This window comes from Aeromonas sp. MaB10011B (genome assembly GCF_017939325.1).
In the GTDB taxonomy this organism is placed as follows: Bacteria; Pseudomonadota; Gammaproteobacteria; order Enterobacterales; family Aeromonadaceae; genus Aeromonas; species Aeromonas caviae.
The window spans coordinates 250,401-268,410 of the sequence record NZ_JAGKRK010000075.1; the positions used below are offsets into that span (position 1 = coordinate 250,401).

Consider the following 18,010-nt stretch of genomic DNA (forward strand, 5'->3'; position numbering starts at 1 on the left):
TGTGACGTCAACATGGGCACCTCGGACGACGGCCGGGTCAACATCACCGACGGCGCCAAGGTCGCGGCGGTGCGGGCTCTGCTGGACAGGGCCTGATACAGACTGTGCGGCGCCATGGTGCCTCTCTCTGTGACGTCAACATGGGCACCTCGGACGATGGCCGGGTCAACATCACCGATGGGGCCAAGGTCGCGGCGGTGAGGGCGTTGCTGGACAGGGCCTGATACAGACTGTGCGGCGGCATGGTGCCCTGTTTTGCTCCCTTCTCCCCTTGCGGGAGAAGGGGCGGGGATGAGGGGGCCGATGTGAGGCGTCTCCCACCGGCGGGCAATTGAGGGGCGTCTTGGCAGCACGGTGCAAAAAAGTCTGTTATCATCCCGTCTCTTTTACCATCAGGACCCGGAGCAACCTCTCAATGTCCCAATACGACTCTATCGAACAGAAGGCCAGCTACGGCATCGGCCGCAACATGGGCGACCAACTGGCTCAGCAAGCCTTCGCCGGTCTGGATATCCCGGCCCTGCAACAAGGTCTGGCTGATGCCCTGAACGGTCTGGAGTTCGCGGTCAGCCGTGACGATATCAACGATGCCTTCCAGGTCATCACCGCCCGTATGCAGGAAGAGCAGGAAGCTGCCGCCAAGGCCGCTGCCGCCGAAGGCGAAGCCTTCCTGGCCGACAACGCCAAGCGCGCCGAAGTGAAGACCACCGACTCTGGTCTGCAATATGAAGTCATGGTCGAAGGCAATGGTGCCGTGCCGGTTGCCGGTCAGTCCGTGCGCGTGCACTACCACGGTACCTTCACCCACGGTGGTGTGTTCGACAGCTCCGTTGCGCGCGGCCAACCGGCCGAGTTCCCAGTGACCGGCGTGATCGCCGGTTGGGTGGAAGCGCTGCAGATGATGCCGGTTGGCTCCAAGTGGAAGCTCTACATTCCGCAGGATCTGGCCTACGGTGCCCGTGGCGCCGGCTCCATCCCGCCGTACTCCGCTCTGGTATTCGAAGTGGAGCTGCTGGACATCCTGTGATCCGGCTGGCGTGATGCAAACGGCGACCCTGAGGTCGCCGTTTGTTTTTGGACCGCCCAAACGGGCCATGTGCCTACGGCGGGGATTTGGATATAGTCAGAGCGTCGTCCATTCCGGCCATGTGAGGGAGACACGCCATGGCAGCCATCATCGAGGTCGTCGATCTCGTCAAGCACTTCCCCGGCGTCAAGGCGGTGGACGGGCTCAGTTTTGCCATTCCCGCCGGCAGCTGCTTCGGCCTGCTCGGCCCGAACGGGGCGGGCAAGACCACGACCATAGAATTGCTGGAGGGGCTCCTCACCCCGGACAGCGGCCAGATCCTGTTTCACGGCGCCCCGCGCGGCCCGGATTATCGCTCCCGCATCGGCATCCAGTTCCAGCACACGGCGCTGCAGGATTTCCTGACGGTGCGCGATACCCTGCGCCTGTTCGCCAGCCTCTACCCCAATCCCTTGCCACGGGAGCTGCTCATCGATCTGTGCGCCTTGGGCGAGTTCATCGACAGGGACAGTCGCAAGCTCTCGGGGGGCCAGCGTCAGCGCCTGCTGCTGGCTCTGGCCCTGCTCGGGGATCCCGAACTGCTGTTTCTGGATGAGCCCACCACAGGACTGGATCCCCAGGCGCGCCACCACTTCTGGCAGCGAATAGAGGCGATCAAGGCCCAGGGCAAGACGGTGGTGCTCACCACCCACTACATGGACGAAGCGCAGCAGCTGTGCGATCTGATTGCCATCGTCGATCACGGCCACCTGCTCAGTCTGGATACGCCGGCTGCCTTGCTGGCGCAACACTTCGACGGCGTGCTGGTGCGCCTTGGGGGGCACCCGGCCCTGGCTGGGCTCGGCTATCCCCTGCGTCCGGTCGGCGATCAGGTGGAGCTCTGTTGCCCCGACGTGGCGACCCTGTTGCCAGCCTTGCTGGATCTTGGTGTGCCGCTCACCGGCATGCAGGTGCGCTCCCCCAATCTAGAAGATCTCTTCCTGAACCTGACCGGCCACAGCCTGCGGAGCGGCGCATGAGAGGGATGACCGAGTTCTGTCTGACCGTGGCCCCCGTGTTGCGGTACGCCTTGCCGACATGCAATCCCGGGAGTGGACGATGAAGGGATCCCTCAAGCGCATCGGGGCGCTCTTCTATGCCCGCACCCTCGAGTTCGTACGCGATCGCGCGGCCCTGGTGTGGAACCTGCTTTTCCCGCTCCTGCTGGTCATCGGCTTCTCCCTCATCTTCTCCGGCCCGCCCAAGCCGCTGGTACAGATCGGGGTGGTGGGGGAACTGCCTGCAACCTATGCCCCACTGCGCGCCGTGCCGCTGCTCAAGATCATCCCCTATGACGAGGCGTCGAGAGGTCAGCTCAAGGTCCGTCACCATCAGCTGGACCTGCTGCTCTCACCCGCCGGGGGGCGTTACTGGATAAACCCGGACGCCCCTCAGGGGGCCATGGCCGAGTATCTGCTGCGCCAGGCGGTGCAGGGGCCCTTGCAAAGAGAGACCCTGAGCGGGCGCGCCATTCGCTACGGCGACTGGCTGCTGCCCGGGGTGATCGGCATGAACCTGATGTTCTCCGGCCTGTTCGGGGTCGGGTTTGTCATCGTGCGTTATCGCAAGAACGGGGTGCTGAAACGGCTGCGAGCCACGCCGCTCGGCGCGCTGGAGTTTCTCTTCGCCCAGTTGCTGTCACGGGTGCTGATCACCCTGGTGGTGAGCCTGCTGGTCTTCTGCGCGGCCTACTGGTTGCTGGATGTGCCCCTCATCGGGTCGGGGTGGCTGCTGCTGGTGATCGCCCTGGCGGGAGGAACGGCCATGGCCTCCCTTGGCCTGCTCATCGCCGCTCGCCTGCAGAACGAGGAGCTGGCGAGCGGTTTGCTCAATCTCATCAGCTTGCCCATGATGTTTTTATCCGGTGTCTGGTTCTCGCTAGAAGGCGCGCCCGCCTGGCTGCAGCAGCTTGCGGCCAGGCTGCCCCTCAGCCAGATCATCGAAGCAGCCCGCGCCGTGATGCTGGAAGGGGCGGGATGGCAGGAGGTGGCAGGCCCTCTGGGCCAGGTCATGGTGTTCGCCCTGGTGTGCATCTCGCTGGGAACCATGCTGTTCAAATGGAGTGCAAAATGAAACCTGTTCTGTGGTTGTTGCTGGTGGCGGCCTTGCCTGTGCAGGCAGGTACCCTGCGTTGCAAGAACGCCTTGCTGACCGAGGGAGACACCACGGCAGAGCTGCTGGTTCGCTGCGGCCAGCCGATGCTCAAGGAAGATCTCACCCGCTTCGAGGAGAACGGCTTCGGGGCGAGAGTGACGGTCAAGTATGCCGAGCGCTGGACCTACAACTTTGGCAAGCGGGAATTCATGCAGTTTGTCACCGTCGAAAACGGCGTCATCACCGACATTGCGGATGGTCCACGGGGAGGATGACCTCCTGGTTTTCTGAAGCCCAGCCTGCGGGAGATGAGGTCGCCATTTCCCCGCCTTTTACCTCTTTTTCTGTTGCTTTTCCCTGCCTGTTATCGCCATTTTTCCATATGGGCTCATGCTGCCTCACTCTGGTGCTTTTGGCATAAAACTGAATCTGATGAGTCAGTTGTCAGCAGAAATGGCTGCCCCAATGCGGTGCAGCCGATTTATTTTCGAAAAATAATCCTCATGCCAAGAAGGGTTTTAAGCAGCAGGCTATTTGGCAAATAAGGGTCTACTTTTGATTCTGAGAGTGCATATTCCCCCGTTTAGATATTTTGTTCTGTTGCACCATGGTTGGGCCGGATTGCACCGATTGACAGGTTTTTCTGCGGCTGGATAAGCTGCCAAAAAGCAGGGAAACGATGGCATCTCGCTAGATTTTGATGCCTGTTCGAATCAAACCACAGGGAAGAGTGACATGAAGCAGATACACAAGGCAGGTATGGTGATGGCGCTGTCGCTGATGGCAGCCAATGCGTGGGCGGACGGTACGCTGGATGCCGTCAAGAAGAAGGGATTCGTGCAGTGCGGGGTCGGTGACGGCCTGCCCGGGTTCTCCAACCCGGATGCCAAGGGAACCTGGACCGGGCTCGACGTGGATGTGTGCCGCGCCGTGGCCGCCGCGGTACTGGGGGACGCCAGCAAGGTCAAGTATGTCTCCCTCACCGCCAAGGAGCGCTTTACCGCCCTGCAGTCCGGGGAAGTGGATCTGCTCTCGCGCAATACCACCTGGACCCTGACCCGGGATGGGTCGCTGGGCCTCACGTTCGCCGGGGTGAACTACTACGACGGGCAGGGGTTCCTGGTCAAGCAGTCCCTCGGGGTCAAGAGCGCCAAGGAGCTTGACGGTGCCGCCGTCTGTATCCAGTCCGGTACCACTACCGAGCTCAACCTGGCCGACTATTTCCGCGCCAATGGCGGCATGAAGTACACCCCAGTGGTGTTCGATACCTCGGATCAGACCGTCAAGGGCTTCGAAGCTGGCCGCTGTGACGTGCTGACCTCGGATCAGTCCCAGCTCTATGCCCTCAAGATCAAGCTCACCAAGCCAGAGGAAGCCGTGGTGCTGCCGGAGGTCATCTCCAAGGAGCCGCTGGGCCCAGCCGTACGTCAGGGTGACGATCAGTGGTTCAAGGTGGTGCGCTGGAGCCTCAACGCCATGCTCAATGCCGAGGAGGCCGGAGTCACCTCTGCCAACGTGGACGAGATGCTCAAGTCCACCAATCCTGACATCCGTCGTCTGCTGGGGCTGGAAGAGCCCAAAGGGACTGTGCTGGGGCTGGATGACAAATGGGCCTACAACATCGTCAAACAGGTCGGCAACTACGGTGAATCCTTCGATCGCAACGTCGGTGCCGGTTCCCCCCTCAAGATTGATCGCGGCATCAATGCCCTCTGGAACAAGGGCGGTCTGATGTACGCGCCACCCATCCGCTGAGTCGACAGTCACCGGGGGGCCTGGCCCCCCATGTTATCCCTGGCTTTGTCGGAGTCATCCTCATGGCGTTACACGCATCAAACCATAGGAAAGAACAGGGCCGCTGGTGGTATGACGCCAAGGTGCGGGCGCTGCTCTTCCAGTGCCTGGCCATCGCGGCGGTTATCGGGTTTCTGTTCTACATCGTCAACAATGCTCTGACCAATCTGGCCACCCGTGGCATCACCACAGGCTTTGATTTTCTGGGCAACACGGCCGGTTTCGGCATCTTGCAGAGCCTCATCCCTTACGACGAGACCTATACCTTCGGTCGCACCTTCGTGGTGGGCTTGCTCAACACCCTGCTGGTCTCCGTGCTCGGCATCCTGTTTGCCACCCTGCTCGGGTTCGCACTCGGGGTCGCGCGCCTGTCGCGCAACTGGCTGGTGGCCAAGATAGCGGCCGTCTACATAGAGACGTTTCGCAACATCCCGCTGCTGCTGCAGATCTTCTTCTGGTATTTCTCGGTGCTGCGTACCCTGCCTTCCCCGCGTCAGAGCGTGGATATAGGCGGGCTCGCCTTCCTCAACGTGCGGGGCTTCTATCTGCCCAAGCCCCTGTTCGAAGAGGGATTCGGCTACGTGATCTGGGCACTGGTGCTCGCGGTGCTGCTGAGCTGGGGGCTGGGCCGCTGGGCTCGCCGCCGTCAGGCCCTGACCGGCAGGATCTTCCCGTTCTGGCGCTGTGTGGCCGCCCTGGTCATGCTGCTCCCGGGGATCACCTTCCTGCTGGCGGGCAGCCCGCTCAGCTGGAGCGTGCCTGCGCTGCAAGGGTTCAACTTCCGGGGCGGGCTGACGGTGTTGCCGGAGCTCGCGGCCCTCTTGCTGGCGCTCACCATCTATACGGCGGCCTTCATCGCCGAGATAGTGCGATCCGGCATCCTGGCCATCAGCAAGGGGCAGACGGAGGCGGCTTCCGCCCTCGGGCTCTCGCCCATCAAGACGCTGCGGCTGGTGATCATTCCCCAGGCCATGCGGGTCATCATTCCTCCCTTGACCAGCCAGTATCTGAACCTCACCAAGAACTCCTCCCTGGCGACCGCCATCGGCTACCCGGATCTGGTCTCGGTGTTCATGGGGACGACTCTCAACCAGACAGGGCAGGCCATCGAGGTCATCGCCATGACCATGGGGGTCTATCTCGTCATCAGTATCACCACCTCGGTGCTGATGAACATCTACAACCGCAGAATGACGCTGGTTGAGCGCTAGGGAGCTGTCATGTTCGTGAATGAATTGCAGGAGGCGCTGCCGCCTCCCAACCACCGTCGGGGGCCGCTCGCCTGGATCAGGCAGAACCTTTTCCCCAACTGGTGGAACGGCCTGCTGACCCTGGTGCTGGCCTATCTGTTGCTGCCACTCATCTGGTCTGCACTGGACTGGGCGCTGTTCTCGGCCACCTGGCAGGGGAGCAGCCGCGAGGCCTGCGTCCAGGGCGGTGCCTGCTGGATCTTCATCGAGAGCCGGCTGGGGCAGTATCTCTATGGCTTCTACCCGGCCGATCAGTACTGGCGCATCAACCTGACCTTCGCCGGTCTGGCGGCGCTGCTGGCCTTGCTCATCTGGCCAAAGACCCCGCGCAAGGGGTGGCTGGCGCTCTTCACCCTGCTGGTGTTCCCTGTCATCGCCTTCTTCCTCATCCATGGGGGAGCGGGGCTGGAGGTGGTGGAAACGAACCGCTGGGGCGGGCTGATGCTCACCCTGGTGCTGGCGGTGGTGGGCATAGTGGTCGCACTGCCGTTCGGCATCCTGCTGGCACTGGGGCGCCGCTCCCACATGCCGGTCATCTCCAGCCTCTGTACCGTCTACATCGAGTTCTGGCGGGCGGTGCCGCTCATTACTGTGCTCTTCATGGCGTCCGTCATGCTGCCACTGTTCATGAGTACCGAGGTGGAGCTCGACAAGCTGCTGCGGGCGCTCATCGGCATCATCCTGTTCCAGGCGGCCTATGTGGCCGAGGTGGTGAGAGGGGGGCTGCAGGCGATCCCCAAGGGGCAATATGAGGCTGGGGATGCCCTCGGGCTCTCCTACTGGAAGGTGATGGGCCTCATCATCATGCCCCAGGCCCTCAAGATCACCATTCCTTCCCTGGTGAACACCTTTATTTCCCTGTTCAAGGACACCAGCCTGGTGCTGATCATCGGGCTGTTCGATCTGCTGGCCATCTCCAAGGTGGCCCTGGCGGATCCGGCCTGGCTGGGGTATTCCACCGAAGCTTATGTCTTTATCGCCATGATCTTCTGGATGTTCTGTTTTGGCATGTCCCGCTACTCCATCTATCTGGAGCGCAAACTCAACACGGGCCACAAGCATTAGGAGTCGTTCTGATATGAAAACGGACGCAGTTGTCGAACTGAAAGAGGTCAACAAGTGGTACGGTGAGTTTCACGTGCTGCGCAACATCAACCTGCAGGTGGGCAGAGGGGAGAAGATCGTCATCTGCGGACCATCGGGCTCGGGCAAGTCCACCATGATCCGCTGCATCAACCGGCTGGAAGAGCACCAGAGCGGAGACATCCTGGTCAAGGGCACGGCCCTGACCTCGGATCTCAAGAACATCGAGACGGTGCGCCGGGAGGTGGGCATGGTGTTCCAGCACTTCAACCTCTTCCCCCATCTGACCGTGCTGGAGAACTGTTGCCTGGCACCCATCTGGGTCAAGCAGTTGCCGCGCAAGGAGGCCGAGGAGATCGCCATGAACTTCCTGCGCCGGGTGCGGATCCCCGAACAGGCGCTCAAGTATCCGGGGCAGCTCTCCGGTGGCCAGCAGCAGCGGGTCGCCATCGCCCGCAGTCTGTGCATGAATCCCCAGGTCATGCTGTTTGACGAGCCGACGTCAGCGCTGGATCCCGAGATGGTGCGGGAGGTGCTGGATGTGATGGTGGAGCTGGCCCACGAGGGGATGACCATGCTCTGCGTCACCCACGAGATGGGGTTTGCCAAGCAGGTGGCGGACAGGGTGATCTTCATGGACCGGGGGCAAATCATCGAAGAGAACGTGCCGGATCAGTTCTTTGACAACCCCCAGTCCGATCGGACCAAGCTCTTCCTCTCCCAGATCCTGCAGCACTGAGGCAGGGCACAACCTTCAGAAAAACAGCCCGCACGCTCGAATGAGCGGCGGGCAAATGTGTACATGGAAGTCGACGACAGACAGAAAGGAGTATGTCAGCCCGGCAACAGGGTGGTGGTGCGCAGATCGCGCACGGCCAGGTTGATCTGCCGGGCCAGGCTCAGCGCCTGATGACAGCTCAACGGCTTCACATCGATGATCCCCCCTTGAAACTCAAACCGCCCCAGTGCTTCAACCATGAAACTTCCATGATGGAAGCTCTTGATATATCGAGCAATTCGACGGGGAGACCACTGCTTGAACACCTTCATGGCAAGAGACCCTGTTGTTTGGACAGGGCACACTATGCCGACGGACCGTGACACTGATGTGACACTTGATAAAGATTTGTATGAATCTGTCTTGTGATCGGCTGGCGTGCAGCCCCGGCGTTGAAAAAGTAGTGAGAGTCCGGGTCCGGGGCCCGATATACTGCGGCCATTGCAGACATGACAAAGGTGCCGCACGTGGAGTGGGTGGACATAGTAGACGAGCAGGACAGGGTGATCGGGGTGGCCGAGCGCGCCAGGGTGCGTCAGGAAAACCTGCGCCATCGTGCCAGCTACATCCTGGTGCTGGATGAGGCTGAGCGCATCCTGGTGCAGCGGCGCACCCCGAGCAAGGATTTTTGCCCCGGCATGCTGGATGCCTGCGCCGGTGGCGTGGTGACCACGGGGGAGGCCATGGCCCTTTCCGCCCGGCGAGAGCTGGCCGAGGAGCTGGGGATCCGCGACGTGCCCCTGCAGGATTACGGCACCTTCTATGCCGAAGGGGAGGCGAGCTGCAGCCGCTACCGGGTCTGGGGCGGCCTGTTCAGTTGTCACTATCAGGGGCCGCTGCAACTGCAGGCCGAAGAGGTGAGCGAGGTGCACTGGATGAGCCTGGGCGAGATAGCCGATCGGGCGGACGAGTTCACGCCTGACTCCCTGCTCGCCATCGCCACCTGGCAGGCAAGGCGCCTGCCATCAGGCCAGAAATAGGGGCGACAGGCGTTCGCTCCCCGATCGCTTGGTTGCTGCTCGATGGACCCCTTCGCCTTCTGGTGGAATGGGGTAGACTGGGCCTCTTTGAACCACAGAAGGATGCGTCATCATGATCACGGTCGGTCAATCCCTGCCCGCAGGGGAATTTACCTTTATCACCGCCGAGGGCAAGCAGGTGAAGGATACCCAGGCCCTGTTTGCCGACAAGCGGGTGGTGCTCTTTGCGGTGCCCGGCGCCTTCACCCCCACCTGCTCCAACGCTCACCTGCCGGGCTACGTGGTGCTGGCCGATCAGTTCAAGGCCAAGGGGGTGGAACTGTGCTGTCTGTCGGTCAACGACGCCTTCGTGATGAAGGCGTGGCAAGAGGCCCAGAACGCCTCTGCCATCACCATGATGGCGGACGGTGACGGCAGCTGGACCCGGGCACTGGGTCTGGCCAAGGAGACCGGCGCCTTCGGCGGCGTGCGGGCCCAGCGTTTTGCCCTCATCGCCAACGACGGTGTGGTGGAGCGGCTCTTCGTGGAGGCGCCAGGCAAGTTCGAGGTGTCGGATGCCCAGAGCCTGCTGGCGGCGCTGTGAAAGATTAATCGGCGTTTGATTACACCTTGAAATAGCAAGCGACCCCGTTACACTGAGGCCGCGTTTGGATGGAGCCAGGCAACTTGCCTGGCTCTCGTGTTTGCCGTGGATGAGATAGAACAATATGACCCTGGCTTTTGTTGCCCTGATTGCCGGACTGGCGTTGCTGGTCTGGAGTGCCGACAAGTTCGTGGACGGCGCCGCCGCCACCGCCCGTTACGCCGGTATGCCGCCGCTGCTGATCGGCATGGTGATCATCGGTTTTGGTACCTCGGCCCCCGAGATGGTGGTCTCCGCGCTGGCGGCCTCCCAGGGCAATCCCGGGCTCGCGCTCGGCAATGCCTATGGCTCCAACATCACCAATATTGCCCTGATCCTGGGTCTGACCGCCCTGATCAGCCCCATTGCCGTCGCCTCCCAGGTGGTGCGCAAGGAGATCCCCATCCTGCTCGGCATCACCCTGCTCTCCGGCGCCCTGCTCATCGATGGCAATCTGGGCCGGATGGATGCCGCCATTCTGGGGGCTGTGTTCGCAGTGCTGATGGGCTGGTCCATCTGGGCCGGCATGAACGGCAAGGGGGATGCGCTGGATACTGATACTGAGGAGGACATCGTCTCCGAGGGCATGTCTCTCAAGAGCGCCATCCTCTGGCTCATCGTCGGCCTGGTGCTGCTGATCGGGGCTTCCCGTCTGCTGGTGTGGGGGGCGGTGACCATCGCCCAGGGCTTTGGCATCAGCGATCTGGTGATTGGCCTGACCATAGTTGCGGTGGGGACCTCCCTGCCGGAGCTGGCATCGTCCCTCATCGCCATTCGCAAGAACGAGCACGATCTGGCCCTTGGCAACGTGCTGGGTTCCAACCTGTTCAACACCCTGGCCGTGGTGGGCATCGCCGCCGGCATCCACCCGCTCGAGGTGGCGCCCGAAGTGCTTTCCCGCGACTGGAGCATCATGATGGGGCTGACCCTGTTGCTGCTGGTGATGTGTCTGGGCCGCAAGGGGCAGGGGCGCATCAACCGGCTGGAGGGGGGCGTGCTGCTCGCCTGCTTCGTCGCCTACACCGGCTGGCTGCTGACGAGCCAGTTCATCTAGTCTGGTGATGAAATGAAAGAGGGGACGCCGCGGCGTCCCCTCTTTTTTGTGCGCGGGTCCTGGTCTCAGGCCACGGCAACCAGCTTCTGCTTCTGGGCGCTGTCCAGGATCAGGATGCTCGCCTTGGGGAAGAAGTTGAAGGTGGAGGCGGAGGCCCAGGTGTAGGCCCCCATCACCCGACCCACCACCAGCTCGCCGATCTCGAGATCCGGCAGCATGATGCTGTCGCGGATGACGTCCACGCTGTCGCAGGTGGGGCCGGAGAGCACCGCATTGTGCAGTTCGCCGTGGGCATAGGGCGTGCTCACCGGGTAGGTAACGTGGTCGTAGAGCTGGCCGTTGTAGCTGCCGTAGAGACCGTCATCCAGGTAGTACCAGATCTTGTCGCCGCGGTGGGCCTTGCCCATCACGCTGGAAACCGAGGTCATGGCCGGCGCGCTGATGAAGCGGCCCGGCTCGGCAATCTTCTGCACCGTGGCGGGCAGCTTGGCCAGGGCCTCGCGGATCGGGGCGCAGAAACCGTCGATGTCGAACTCGCCGCCGTCATAGTCCACCGGAAAGCCGCCGCCGATGTCCAGCACCCAGGGCTTGAGCCCTAGCTCCCAGGCCTGCTCCATGATCTCGCGGCAGGCGTCGATGGCCTGCACGTGGCGACGGGCATGGGGCACCTGGGAGCCGACGTGGAATGACAGCCCCATCACCTTGATCCCCTTGGCCTGGGCCAGTTGCAGCAACGGCAGTGCCTGCTCCGGGGTGCAGCCGAACTTCTTGGAAAGATCGACCTTGGTCTCGGGGTTCGGGAAGCTGACCCGCAGCAGCAGTTTCACCTCGTCCTTGTAGGGCAGGAATTTCTCCAGCTCCAGCGGGTTGTCATAGACAAACACGGTGCAGCCGAATTCCAGGGCATAACGGATGTCGCTGTCGCGCTTGATGGGATGGGTATGGATGCAGCGCCCCGGGCGAACCCCTTGGCTGCGCACCAGATCCACTTCGCCATTGGTGGCCAGATCGAAACAGGCCCCCTCTTCCTTCAAGACAGAGACCACCGCCTCGTGGGGCAGGGGCTTGAGTGCATAATGCAAGCGCACATCGGGCAGGGCGGCCGCCAGGGCCCGATACTGTTTGCGGACGGCTGCCTTGTCGAGCAGCAGCAGGGGGGAGCCGAATTGTTCAACCAACTGACGGTAATCTTGTGCGACCAGGGTCTCGTTCATTCTCTTTTGAAAATCCTTAGGGGGCGTGATATGCCCAAGCCATATGCGATTGAACCGGCGACGGCCGGCTCAGGCGAGCGGTCCGGAGGGACCAACCAGGCACAATGCATAACTCCCTTGCGAAGTGCTTAGTTATGCGCGGGATTATCGGCTTATTGAGTTTGTGTGCAAGCATTTTGATTGGATATGTTGGCAAGTTTTTCTGGTCGAGACGAAACAGGCTCTTGATACGGGGAGCGTTCAGGGCCGTGATGGGGATCGCCCCCGAAGGGAGCTTGATAAGCTGTTGATAGTTAACGAACTAATAACATCAGGCCTGGGTGTTGCGGCCATGTAAAAAGGGGGCGCCGGGGCCAGGGAGTGCGAGACAGCTCACAGTTTTTGGATTACCATGCCCGCTTCCTAATCCAAACTAGTTCGGATGAAGGTAGCAGGAGAGCGATGGGCAACCATCCACCGAAGAAGTGAATCTTTCAGGTACCGGGCAACCGGTGTGGACTGCTACTGGACGATACTCTGGAGAGACCCGTTAGATCGGGCGCCGAAGGAGCAAGGCACCACGATTGCATCGCAATCTGGCGCCGGAAACTCTCAGGCAAAAGGACAGAGGGGATGGGATGGTTGTACCTGAGCTTGGAACTGTTCACAATCTGTCACGAGAGGTCGTCAGCAAGGTAAAGCGCCGCGCAGGAACCGGGGTGTATGTGAGTACATGAGCCTCTCGGTCCCACATAAGCGAGCTGCGCATGAGCCTTGATCACGGCCTCGCAGTAAGAGTGTGAACACATTCTTGGCCTGCATCCGATCGCCTCTGGCCGATCGCGACACCTATGGGAAGATCATCCTTCTCCTCCTTAATCGTTGTTTTTTTAAGGAGGATGCATGTCATCAATTCAATCGGCGCTCGCCGCCATCGATAGCTTTGTCTGGGGTCCCCCCCTGCTGATCCTGCTGGTCGGGACCGGTATCTACCTCACCCTGCGTCTGGGTCTGCTTCAGATTGTGCGTTTGCCGCTCGCCCTCAAGCTGGTCTTTGGTCGCGATCAGGGACAGGGCAAGCAGGGGGATGTCTCCAGCTTCGGCGCGCTCTGCACCGCCCTCTCCGCCACCATAGGCACCGGCAACATCGTCGGGGTCGCCACCGCCATCAAGCTGGGCGGCCCCGGCGCCCTGTTCTGGATGTGGATGGCCGCCCTGTTCGGCATGGCCACCAAGTACGCCGAGTGTCTGCTGGCGGTCAAATATCGCCAGCAGGACGCCAACGGCCAAATGGCGGGCGGCCCCATGTACTATCTGGAGAAGGGGCTCGGCTCCAGGCCGCTAGCCAGGCTGTTTGCCCTGTTCGGCATCGGCGTCGCCTTCTTCGGCATCGGTACCTTCCCCCAGGTCAACGCCATCAGTGATGCCATGAGCCTCTCCTTCTCGGTACCCCGTGAAGTGACCGCCGTGGTGCTGACCCTGATCGTGGCGCTGGTGACCCTGGGGGGTATCCAGTCCATCTCCAGTGTGTCGAGCAAGGTGGTGCCCTTCATGGCCATCTTCTACATCGTCGCCTGTGCCGGGGTGCTGGTGAACAATGCAGGCGCCCTGCCCGATGCGGTCATGCTGGTGATCGGGAGCGCCTTCACCGGCCATGCGGCCACCGGCGGTTTCGTCGGCGCCGGCATCATGCTGGCGATCCAGTCCGGGGTGGCGCGCGGGGTCTTCTCCAACGAGTCGGGGCTGGGTTCGGCCCCCATCGCGGCGGCGGCGGCCAAGACCGATTCCTGCGTGGAGCAGGGGCTGGTCTCCATGACCGGCACCTTCATCGACACCCTCATCATCTGCACCATGACCGGCCTGACGCTGGTGGTGACCGGGGTGTGGAGCGGCGATGCAAGCGGTGCGGCCATGACCAGTCTGGCCTTTGCCCAGGGGCTGGATGCCCATGTGGGCCAGTATCTGGTGAGCATCGGCCTCCTGTTCTTCGCCTTTACCACCATCCTTGGCTGGAACTACTACGGCGAGCGCTGCACCGAGTACCTGTTCGGGGTGAAGGCGATCAAACCCTACCGCCTCATCTATCTGGTGCTGGTGGCGAGCGGTGCCTTCCTCCATCTGGACCTGATCTGGCTCTTGGCCGACATCGTCAACGGCCTGATGGCGGTGCCCAACCTCATCGGCCTCATCGGCCTGCGCCACGTGGTGATTGCCGAGACCCGCGCCTACTTCAGTCGGGACCGGGATACGGAAGCCGAGCCCGAGCCGCAGACGGCCTGATGAGAAGCGGGCCTGCGGGCGGCCCTGTCACCGGGCCCCTGTCCATGGCGTCAACCGGGATCCGGGCTGGGATGGCAAAACCCGGGGCTTGATCCCGGCTCCTCTGACAATATCTGTGCGAAATACGCAAAAGCCACGACGCTCATCGTGGCTTTTTTGCATTTTACGCAATGAATGGCGGCGCTTGTTGCCCTCAGGGGGTCAGGGGGAGGGAATATCTCCGGTGAGCCGCTGCGCCAGCGCACTGCTCACCCGGCTCACCAGGGCCGCCTCATCCCCCTGCCAGCCAATGGCGTGGGCCAGGGTGGTGGAGGTGCCCCGAGCAAAGCGCAGCTCGCCCCCGGCCAGTTCGTAGAAGCGGCTTGCCATCCGGGTGCCCTCGTCCACATCACCCGCCACCAGCAGCATGGCCTGGGCCAGCACGGCGCCGTCGTGATCCCGGCCCGGCGCCAGCCAGCGCTGGGCGGTGCCGGTCACCTTGCGCCCTCCGATCACCAGGTTGTACTGGCCGTCGCAAAACGAGCCGGGCACGAAGTCGTAGCTGCCCGCAAGACCGTATTCCCCCAGCAGGGCGAGCAGGGGGGCCCCCAGCAGCCGGTAGTAGTGGGCCAGATCTGTGGTGGTGCGGGGCAGCATGAGGGAGAGGTTGAGGATGCCGGCGCCGTGGGGCACGGCGGTGCCGCCGCTGTCGCGCACGAACACCGGCCAGCCCTCGGCGGCAAGCTGCTCGCAGGCGGCCTGGTAGCGAGGCAAACGGGTGTCCTTGCGGGTGACGATGAGGCATTGGGGGCCCTGCCAGAGGAGGGCTCTGGGCTCGCCGTCACCGGCGCACTCCCGTAGCCAGCGCTGCTCCTCGGCCAGGATCTGGTCGGGTGTCTGGTGGGCGAGCGGCGGGGGCAGCAGGGTATAAGGCATGAAAGGCATCCTTTGGCAGAGGCTGCCAAGCACAGTACGCGCGGGGGCAAACAAGGTAAAGCCCCGCGTGGCGGGGCATTGGTGCAAGGATGGCGGAGTGTCAGGCCTGTGCGGCGGCGCGCCTGGGCAGCAGCAGATTGAGCAGGATGGCGGTGAGGCCGCCGGTGGCGACGCCGTAGGAGAGCACGCTCCTGGCCAGCTCCGGCAGGTGTTGCAGCACCTCGGGCACTTGGGCCACTCCGAGACCCATGGCGAGCGACACCGCCAGGATCATCAGGGCGCGGCGGTCCAGCTCCTCGCGGGAGATGATGCGCACCCCGGCGGCGGCGATGGTGCCGAACATGACGATGGTGGCGCCGCCGAGCACGGGTTCAGGTATTTGTTGCACAAGGCTCGCCACCGCCGGGAACAGGCCGAGCAGGGCCAGCATGGCGGCGATGAAGAGGCCGACATGGCGGCTGGCCACCCCGGTCAGCTGGATGACGCCGTTGTTCTGGGCGAAGGTGGACATGGGGAAGGTGGAGAAGACCGCCGCCAGCATGGAGTTGGCGCCGTCGGCCAGCACGCCCCCCTTGATCCGCGCCATGTAGACCGGCCCTTCCAGCGGCTCGCCGGAGATGTCGGAGGTGGCGGTCATGTCGCCGATGGCTTCCAGCGCCGTCACCACGAAGATGATGGCGAGCGGCACGAACAGCTGCCAGTCAAAGCCGAGCCCGTAGTGCAGCGGAACAGGCACCATCAGCAGCGGGCCGTCGAAGGTGGGGGCCGCCACCTTGCCCAGCAGCAGCGCCACCGCATAGCCCGCCAGCATGGCGATCATGATGGCGGAGAGGCGCAGCCAGGGGTTGCGACTGCGCTGCATCAGCACGATGAGGCCGAGCACCAGCAGGGAGAGAAAGAGGTTGGTGTGGCTGGCGAAGCTGCCGTCCGCCAGCGCGCCGTAGCCGCCCCCCATGCTGATGAGCCCTACCTTGATGAGAGTCAGGCCGATGAGCAATACCACGATGCCGGTCACCAGCGGGGTGATGATCCGTTTGACCAGGTGCAGGAAGCGGCTCATGACGACGATGGTGAGGGCCGCTGCCAGCATGGTGCCGAACAGGGTACCCAGCAGATCGTCGGTGGGCATGGCCGCCTGCTTGAGGGCGAGGCCGGAGGCGATGATGGGACCGAGGAAGTTGAAGCTGGTGCCCTGTACCGAGAGCAGGCCGGAACCGAGGGGGCCGAAACGGCGGGTCTGGATGAAGGAGGCGATGCCGGACATGACCAGGGACATGGAGACGATGTAGCGGGTGTCGTCGGCGGGGAGGCCGAGGGCATTGGCGATGATGAGGGGCGGGGTGATGATGGCGACAAACATGGCGAGCATATGCTGCAGGGCGGCGAACAGGGTCTGGGGCAGGGGGGGGACATCCTCGATGCCGTAGACCAGTTCGCTGTGGGCTCGACTGGGGGGATGGGCCTCTCGGATGGCGCTTGGGGCGGCAGCCTGTTCCATAAATACCTCGAATGTGTGGGGGGAGGGGAGAAAATTGGGCGCTATTTTAGTGATTGGCATCGCGCTTTCCAGCGCTAATTGAGCGCAAACTCGTTTATTTCCTGATGGGTTGAAACGTTTTCCTGTGGCGATTAAGATCCGCCGGTTTGTGTGAGACCGATCCCTCACAAAGGGGAGGGAGGCTGATGCATCAGGATGGGGACGGTGTAGAATGAGCCCTCGGTTCGAAGATGGAGACTCTGGATGCTGAAGCTGTCGGAGTTCTGGAGTGCCCGCGCCCACTCCGAAGATTTTACCCTGACCCGGATGGGCTTCATGACGGTGCGGCTGCGGCTGCTCACCTGTCTGCTGATGGCGGGGCTCCCGAGCTGGGCCCTGGTGGACTGGCTGACCCTGCCAGCCATCCAGTTCGAGGCGCTGTTCCAGGTCAGGATCTTCTGCCTGCTGGCCCTCTCGCCCCTCATCCCCCTCTCCTATCTCATCCACTTCAAGCGCGAGCGCATGAAGCTGGCGCTCGGTTACCTGATGGCGGTGATGATGCTCTTCTCCCTCATCTGCCTGCACAGCTTCGGCGCGGATCAGGAGATGCAGGCGGGCTACATGGCCTTCCCCTATCTGCTCATCAGCCTGTTCGCCATCTTTCCCATTCCCCTCTCCCTCAGCCTGCAACTGGCGGGGGGGATCCTGGCCACCATGCTGGCGGGCAACTGGTTGCTGGTGGGCCAGCCTCTCTGGAGCGTGCAGACCCTCAACCAGGTCTGGCTGCTGGGGCTCTTTGCCATCGCCAGCGCCTGGGTGCAGTGCGGCCAGCTCAACATGCTGCTGCAACTCTATCGGGAATCCACCACGGACGAGCTGACCGGCATGATGAACCGCCGCCTGCTGATGAAGCAGCTCGAGAAGGCGAGGGCCGCCATGATCCGCAAACAGGCTCCCTTCGCGGTGCTGCTGCTGGATCTGGACCGCTTCAAGCGCATCAACGACACCTTCGGCCATCTGGCGGGGGATGCGGTGCTCAAGGAGGTGGCGGCCACCCTGTCGGAGCAGCTGGAGCCCGGCATGGTGCTCGGGCGTTACGGCGGGGAGGAGTTTGCCATCCTGTTGCCCGGTTGCACGGATCTGGCACAGGCCAAGCGGGTGGCGGAGCGGCTGCGGGTCGCGGTGGAGGCGAGGTTGGTGAAAAGCCCCACCTCCGACGAGCTGCTGGAGGTGACGGTGAGCATCGGTCTGACCCTGGCCCAGCGTGGCGAGGGGGTGGCGGATCTGCTCAACCGGGCGGACGAGTGCCTCTACATGGCCAAGATGGCGGGTCGTAACTGCGTGGTGGCCGAGGCAGGGAAACCCGCGGGCGATGCAGGGCGCACAAAAACGGATGCCGCCTGAGGGCGGCATCCGGTGATGAC

Annotated in this window: 17 protein-coding genes, 2 pseudogenes and 1 riboswitch; of the genes and pseudogenes, 15 read left to right on the plus strand and 4 right to left on the minus strand. The window is 62.8% G+C overall.

The window, feature by feature from the left end:
• Positions 1–6 precede the first annotated feature (6 nt).
• From J9893_RS17250 to J9893_RS17295, 10 genes and pseudogenes are all read left to right on the plus strand, one after another.
• Positions 7–96, plus strand: a pseudogene (locus tag J9893_RS17250) (copper homeostasis protein CutC); the annotation flags it as partial.
• 38 nt (positions 97–134) lie between these two features.
• Positions 135–224, plus strand: a pseudogene (locus J9893_RS17255) (copper homeostasis protein CutC); the annotation flags it as partial.
• 191 nt (positions 225–415) lie between these two features.
• On the plus strand, positions 416–1,027 hold the full coding sequence (locus J9893_RS17260) for an FKBP-type peptidyl-prolyl cis-trans isomerase (protein WP_010673478.1): 612 nt from the start codon (positions 416–418) through the stop codon (positions 1,025–1,027).
• Positions 1,028–1,164: 137 nt separating this feature from the next.
• Positions 1,165–2,046, plus strand: a complete 882-nt coding sequence (locus J9893_RS17265) for an ABC transporter ATP-binding protein (RefSeq protein WP_161469727.1) — start codon at positions 1,165–1,167, stop codon at positions 2,044–2,046.
• A 79-nt stretch (positions 2,047–2,125) separates the two neighbouring features.
• Entirely contained in the window at positions 2,126–3,139 is a 1,014-nt protein-coding gene (locus J9893_RS17270; RefSeq protein ID WP_210538121.1) for an ABC transporter permease, read from the plus strand.
• A complete protein-coding gene (locus tag J9893_RS17275; protein WP_029313965.1) occupies positions 3,124–3,435 on the plus strand; it encodes a DUF2845 domain-containing protein in 312 nt (103 codons plus the stop codon). Before J9893_RS17270 ends, J9893_RS17275 begins: the two co-directional genes overlap by 16 nt.
• Positions 3,436–3,895: 460 nt before the next feature.
• A complete protein-coding gene (locus J9893_RS17280; protein ID WP_010673482.1) occupies positions 3,896–4,915 on the plus strand; it encodes an amino acid ABC transporter substrate-binding protein in 1,020 nt (339 codons plus the stop codon).
• A gap of 62 nt (positions 4,916–4,977) precedes the next feature.
• The gene (locus tag J9893_RS17285) at positions 4,978–6,165 is read left to right on the plus strand and encodes an amino acid ABC transporter permease (RefSeq protein WP_236729495.1); all 1,188 of its coding nucleotides are present in this window, start codon (positions 4,978–4,980) and stop codon (positions 6,163–6,165) included.
• Between the two features lie 9 nt (positions 6,166–6,174).
• Complete coding sequence (locus J9893_RS17290; RefSeq protein ID WP_010673484.1) at positions 6,175–7,269, plus strand: amino acid ABC transporter permease; 1,095 nt, start codon at positions 6,175–6,177, stop codon at positions 7,267–7,269.
• 13 nt (positions 7,270–7,282) lie between these two features.
• Positions 7,283–8,026, plus strand: coding sequence for an amino acid ABC transporter ATP-binding protein (locus J9893_RS17295; RefSeq protein WP_010673485.1), 744 nt, complete (start codon positions 7,283–7,285; stop codon positions 8,024–8,026).
• Positions 8,027–8,121: 95 nt separating this feature from the next.
• On the opposite strand, the gene J9893_RS17300 is transcribed toward J9893_RS17295, so the two are convergent.
• The gene (locus tag J9893_RS17300; protein WP_010673486.1) at positions 8,122–8,337 is read right to left on the minus strand and encodes a DUF1107 family protein; all 216 of its coding nucleotides are present in this window, start codon (positions 8,335–8,337) and stop codon (positions 8,122–8,124) included.
• A gap of 177 nt (positions 8,338–8,514) precedes the next feature.
• Between J9893_RS17300 and yfcD the strand changes: the two genes are divergently transcribed.
• From yfcD to J9893_RS17315, 3 genes are all read left to right on the plus strand, one after another.
• Positions 8,515–9,045, plus strand: a complete 531-nt coding sequence (yfcD, locus tag J9893_RS17305) for an NUDIX hydrolase YfcD (protein WP_080990053.1) — start codon at positions 8,515–8,517, stop codon at positions 9,043–9,045.
• A gap of 112 nt (positions 9,046–9,157) precedes the next feature.
• Positions 9,158–9,628 carry a peroxiredoxin gene (locus J9893_RS17310; RefSeq protein ID WP_052816154.1) on the plus strand — a complete coding sequence of 157 codons (471 nt, stop codon included), beginning with the start codon at positions 9,158–9,160 and terminating at the stop codon, positions 9,626–9,628.
• Between the two features lie 124 nt (positions 9,629–9,752).
• Complete coding sequence (locus J9893_RS17315; protein ID WP_010673489.1) at positions 9,753–10,721, plus strand: calcium/sodium antiporter; 969 nt, start codon at positions 9,753–9,755, stop codon at positions 10,719–10,721.
• Positions 10,722–10,786: 65 nt separating this feature from the next.
• Here J9893_RS17315 and J9893_RS17320 read toward each other — a convergent pair whose 3' ends face one another.
• Positions 10,787–11,935 (minus strand): type III PLP-dependent enzyme, encoded by a 1,149-nt coding sequence (locus tag J9893_RS17320; RefSeq protein WP_010673490.1) that lies wholly within the window; start codon positions 11,933–11,935, stop codon positions 10,787–10,789.
• 506 nt (positions 11,936–12,441) lie between these two features.
• Positions 12,442–12,552: riboswitch (glycine riboswitch) on the plus strand.
• A gap of 265 nt (positions 12,553–12,817) precedes the next feature.
• Here J9893_RS17320 and J9893_RS17325 point away from each other — a divergent pair.
• Positions 12,818–14,194 (plus strand): sodium:alanine symporter family protein, encoded by a 1,377-nt coding sequence (locus J9893_RS17325; RefSeq protein ID WP_210601660.1) that lies wholly within the window; start codon positions 12,818–12,820, stop codon positions 14,192–14,194.
• A gap of 201 nt (positions 14,195–14,395) precedes the next feature.
• On the opposite strand, the gene J9893_RS17330 is transcribed toward J9893_RS17325, so the two are convergent.
• Both J9893_RS17330 and J9893_RS17335 read right to left on the minus strand, forming a co-directional pair.
• Positions 14,396–15,109, minus strand: a complete 714-nt coding sequence (locus J9893_RS17330) for a protein ligase (RefSeq protein ID WP_210601659.1) — start codon at positions 15,107–15,109, stop codon at positions 14,396–14,398.
• Positions 15,110–15,209: 100 nt separating this feature from the next.
• Entirely contained in the window at positions 15,210–16,607 is a 1,398-nt protein-coding gene (locus J9893_RS17335) for a nucleobase:cation symporter-2 family protein (RefSeq protein ID WP_210601658.1), read from the minus strand.
• Between the two features lie 243 nt (positions 16,608–16,850).
• Between J9893_RS17335 and J9893_RS17340 the strand changes: the two genes are divergently transcribed.
• A complete protein-coding gene (locus J9893_RS17340; protein WP_210601657.1) occupies positions 16,851–17,990 on the plus strand; it encodes a GGDEF domain-containing protein in 1,140 nt (379 codons plus the stop codon).
• Positions 17,991–18,010 lie beyond the last annotated feature (20 nt).